General features: G+C 62.1%; 7 protein-coding genes. All 7 read left to right on the top strand.

Annotated elements, in window-relative coordinates; all coding sequences use genetic code 11:
* Positions 1 to 273: 273 nt before the first annotated feature.
* The 7 genes from JW364_RS23875 to JW364_RS23845 all read left to right on the top strand — a co-directional run bounded on the left by JW364_RS23875 (position 274) and on the right by JW364_RS23845 (position 3,995).
* Positions 274 to 684 (top strand): hypothetical protein, encoded by a 411-nt coding sequence (locus tag JW364_RS23875; protein WP_205334490.1) that lies wholly within the window; start codon positions 274 to 276, stop codon positions 682 to 684.
* A gap of 1 nt (position 685) precedes the next feature.
* Positions 686 to 2,062, top strand: a complete 1,377-nt coding sequence (locus JW364_RS23870; RefSeq protein ID WP_205334489.1) for a hypothetical protein — start codon at positions 686 to 688, stop codon at positions 2,060 to 2,062.
* Positions 2,063 to 2,112: 50 nt separating this feature from the next.
* Positions 2,113 to 2,385, top strand: coding sequence for a hypothetical protein (locus tag JW364_RS23865; protein ID WP_205334488.1), 273 nt, complete (start codon positions 2,113 to 2,115; stop codon positions 2,383 to 2,385).
* Positions 2,382 to 2,723, top strand: coding sequence for a hypothetical protein (locus tag JW364_RS23860; protein WP_205334487.1), 342 nt, complete (start codon positions 2,382 to 2,384; stop codon positions 2,721 to 2,723). Before JW364_RS23865 ends, JW364_RS23860 begins: the two co-directional genes overlap by 4 nt.
* Positions 2,710 to 3,000, top strand: a complete 291-nt coding sequence (locus JW364_RS23855) for a hypothetical protein (protein ID WP_205334486.1) — start codon at positions 2,710 to 2,712, stop codon at positions 2,998 to 3,000. The genes JW364_RS23860 and JW364_RS23855 overlap by 14 nt, the downstream gene beginning before the upstream one ends.
* 50 nt (positions 3,001 to 3,050) lie before the next feature.
* Positions 3,051 to 3,257, top strand: a complete 207-nt coding sequence (locus JW364_RS23850) for a hypothetical protein (protein ID WP_205334485.1) — start codon at positions 3,051 to 3,053, stop codon at positions 3,255 to 3,257.
* A 96-nt stretch (positions 3,258 to 3,353) separates the two neighbouring features.
* On the top strand, positions 3,354 to 3,995 hold the full coding sequence (locus tag JW364_RS23845; protein WP_240199554.1) for a hypothetical protein: 642 nt from the start codon (positions 3,354 to 3,356) through the stop codon (positions 3,993 to 3,995).
* Positions 3,996 to 4,119 lie beyond the last annotated feature (124 nt).

Below are 4,119 nucleotides of genomic sequence, written 5' to 3'. Positions count from 1 at the left end.
CGTCATCACCGACGGCGACTCCTACCGCATGACACACCGAACGGAGGTGCCACCCACCTAGAACATCCCGCACAGGGTGGGGACTTTCACCTGGCCACCAGCGGGGACATCAAACTGGCCGTTGACAGTTTCCGGGCATCACGTCATACGGATCTTCTGCGCCCCTGTGGATACCGTTCCCCATTCGCGATCATCACGCACTACGTTGACAGCGCACAGTTCTGGTATGCGCTGATCGTGCTAGCTTCTACGCACACTCTCGGGGGGGAGACGATGGCAGATCTGACCGTGGATCCGGCGGCGCTAATCACAGCCGCTATCGAGATACAACAGTGCGCCTCGAACATCGGGGGGTTGCACCTCAGTGCAGGACTGGGGACCACCTACGCGACCCAGACGTTCGGTGGGCTCGCCGGCTCATTCCGCGGCGCGACCGACGACATGAGCGATATCGCGAGCTCCGGTGATTCGCAGATCACGAGGTCGATGTCGAATGCTTCGAAGGCAATCTCTGCTTTTGCTGAGTTGGTGATCAACGCCCGCGACACCACCGTCGACACTGATCAATCCGGAGCGAACCGCATTTCGAGCGCGATCGCCTTCCCTTCGAGGACCGGCTCACTGACGGACCACCCAGTTCCGCTCGAAATTCTCCTGGGCGTCACGGAGAGGGGACCGCGGTAGCATGCCGCCGAGCTACAACGAGGTCACGGCATGGACGCCTGATCAACTCCGGTTCATCGCCAATGGACTGTTCGCCATGAAGGCTCGTCTCGACGCCGAGGCACCCAAGGCTGGAAACCCAGTCCTCAACCTGACGGGTGCGGAGTGGACGGGTAAGGCCAGAGGACCAGCCGACGACCGAGCGGAGGCCATCACACGCTGGCTCCGCGGCGTCGCGGACGAATACGGCGATCTCGCCGATGCGATGAACCGCGGCGCGTTTTCCATCGAAGGAGCAGTCACTGCCCTCGAGAACGGGACAACGTCATCAGAGTCCCAGGGTTATGTGCTGAATAGGGGAAGCCGCGAGTACGAGGTGACCTTCGAGAAAGCGAAGGCTCCGCCGGGCGCCGAGTACGACGCGAACGTCGCCTTTCAACATCAAACCGCCTTGCGCAATCTCGGTATCGCCGCGGACCAGGCTGTGAGCGACACGAGCGCAGCCGTCAACTCCGCTTTGGCTGCGCTGAGCGGAATAACACCGGCGTCGATCTCCACATCAAGCGGTTCTATGACACGCGTGTCGAACCAAGTGGACGCATTCCGCGAAGTCTACGATCGAGTTCCGGTCAGCGACAACGACTGGCGGATCGCCGCTGCATTGGACCCGCATAGTTACAATCCGAAGAACAAAGGGGCCCCGCCGGTTGTCAGCGTGATCAAGATCGATCCTGTACCCGGGCAGGGCGTCGTTGCCACGGGGCTGTTCATTCCCTCCGAGCGCGTAGTGTCAGGGCTGAACTTCTCCGAGTTCGAACTCAAGAGGAATCTCGGCGACGCCCGCGGGTTCGATCCGAACTTCGCTCCAGAAGACGCTCGCGTCTCATACTTCATCGATTACGAGAACGGCGTGATCGTGGCACGGCAAAACCCTTCGGTCGATGAGGATGGCAACGTCAAGACCGGAACACCTTCCGTCCATGCGGGCCAACTGCCCGACGGTACCGTGGCAATCAAATATGACGCGTCCGATCCCCTGGCGCCACCTCATACAGAGGACATCGGTTGGAGTGTACGGGGCCAGACCATTGTCACGCCGGGCGCCGACGGTGCCAGCGTATCGGGTGAAAGAACGGACTTTCCCTCGATGGAGACGTACCAGTACATGCCTGACGGTCGTACTCGAATAATGTTCCAGGACGACGCTGGCGATCATACGGAATACGGGCCACTGCGCGACCTCCCCTCTCAGCATCATTATGGGCAATACACCTCAGACTTATCTCGATTCCCCAAGGACGCCGGGTCTGTCGTCTACGGCCCACCGCCCCACCCCATCGACGAGATGACCGAGTTCGGCGGTGCGGACGACCCTCCTAGGGTCAATCAGGCCAAATGACCATTCAAAACAGTTCTTGACAGATACCGCAAAAAATGAGGACGGCGTCCATGACCAACGAATCAAGCAGCAACGCACCACCCGACGACCAGGCTGGTCAACGCGTCTTCGCTGCCCAAACGGCAACCGTCGTTGCGATCCTATGTTCGAGTTTCGGCGTTCCGTTCCTATTCGCCGATAACCGAGTCGTAATAGCCTTGGTGCTGGCCACGACGACGTTGCTGATCGGATGCGCCCTTGCCCTACCTCGTCGCACCCGCTCGTGGGGAGGCGTGGTCATTGCGGCCGCGGTGCCCGTCTACCTCATAACTGGTGTGATGTGACAAATCGCGACGACCGCCAATCGGCCAACCGATTCTTCGGACCGATCACGCCCTACATCTGCGTTGCCGCGATCACCCTCGCTTTGATTGCGGTGAATTACCTGTGGGTGATCGGAATATTGCTCAATATCGTGTTCGTATTCGTCGGCATCGCGCTCATGGCGAATCGGGGGGTGGCTCGTCAAGTCGGTACCGGGATCACTGTCGCGTACCTCACCTTCGTTGCCGCACTTGGCATCCTGATACTCGTTGACTACGTCAAGACTGGCGACGGCCCGTCCACGACATCGTCTTTGTCGGCTCCGCCCAACCCAGAAACGTCACATGGAAGTGACTGACGAAGTCGCCTCTGTGGGCGGAGAATCTGTCAAGCCAACCCAATTGAGCTACGCGGCACAGACACTCGTGTCGTTGCTTCTGTCCGTCGCGATCTTTCTCGCTGCGCTCAACTCCGACACGTCACGCGTTCTCCCCGTCCTCGTAACGATCTCGCTGGCCACCGCGTGTGTCGTCGCCATCGTCAAACGTCCCGCTGCGCGCAGCTGGGTTATCACGATCACGACGGCTACCGTGACCATGAGTGTGGCCGTCATTCCCTACGGGGGTTGGCCGTGAACCCGTGCGATGAGCCACCCGACAACCGATTCTTCGGACCCGCGACTCCGATGACAGTGATCATTACGCTGGCAGCAGCACCGTGCACGTTTCTGTTCGTGTGGGTCGCCAACGTCTTCCTGTTTCTGTTTCTCTTTGTCCTCGGCGCGGAAATGCTCGTCACCGGCACATCCCGCCAGATCGGCACCGGCCTCGTGGCCGGCAGCCTGACTTACGTACTGGTTCTCGCAGGTTTGCTCGTGTACGCCAGCGCCTGAGGAAGCGACCCCGCCGCCTCACAACCCCCCACGGTTCGACACCTGCGCCCGCCGGGACGATGAGGATTCTGTCCATTGGTGGTGGATGCGCTCCGAATGGGTGAGACTGGCACCGGCACGCCCGACGAGAGGCTCGACACCATGACCGGTAGGTACCTGCTCCGCACCCTGGGCATCGCACTCGGATGTGCAACCGCGGCAATCCTCTCCCCCACGATCGCGAACGCCGCACCGGACGACGTGACGATCACACCGTCGGTGTCGGGCAACTCGGTCACCGTGACCGTCACGAACCGGTCCACGGCGGTGATCGGGTGCAAGATGTTCGGGCTCCCGGCCGGGTCCGTGGCCGACAGCGACTCGCGACCACCCTTCGGATACGTCAACCCGGTCGACCCGCGCGCACTGATCGCGCCGGGCGGCACGCGCACCGTGGCGCTCGAGGTGTTCACCGACGAGGGCCCGAGCGGGTCCACCGTCCTGCCCGACGGCGCCTACGACCTGTACTGGGGGTGCACGACGGTGCCGGGGTTCGAAGGCGTCGAACAGTGGGGCACGCTGGGCCCGGCCGGAAAGCCGTCGACCGCACGAACCACGCGGCTGACACTTCCCGCCGAAGTCGGCACCCTGATCGCACCGACCCCCATGCCGCCGGGGCCGTGCCCCAACGCGAGTTGCCTCCCGCCCGACGTCGCCGACATCGTCGACGACCTGTGGGGCGAGTACACCTCGCCCTAGGAGCCTGCTGAATTAGGGTCCAGCCTGGGTTGAGGTTCCTGCTGCGGGGATGTGTCGGTTCCGGGGTGTGGTCGTGGTGATCGATCTAGGTGGGGCGGCGGTGCCGCGGTTCAGGCGGTGGCCA

Origin of the sequence: Gordonia sp. BP-119, from assembly GCF_016924115.1 — a bacterium.
GTDB classification, from domain to species: Bacteria; Actinomycetota; Actinomycetes; order Mycobacteriales; family Mycobacteriaceae; genus Gordonia; species Gordonia hongkongensis.
Note: the sequence above shows the minus strand (reverse complement) of the source record. Positions and strands in the feature narration are given on the sequence as shown.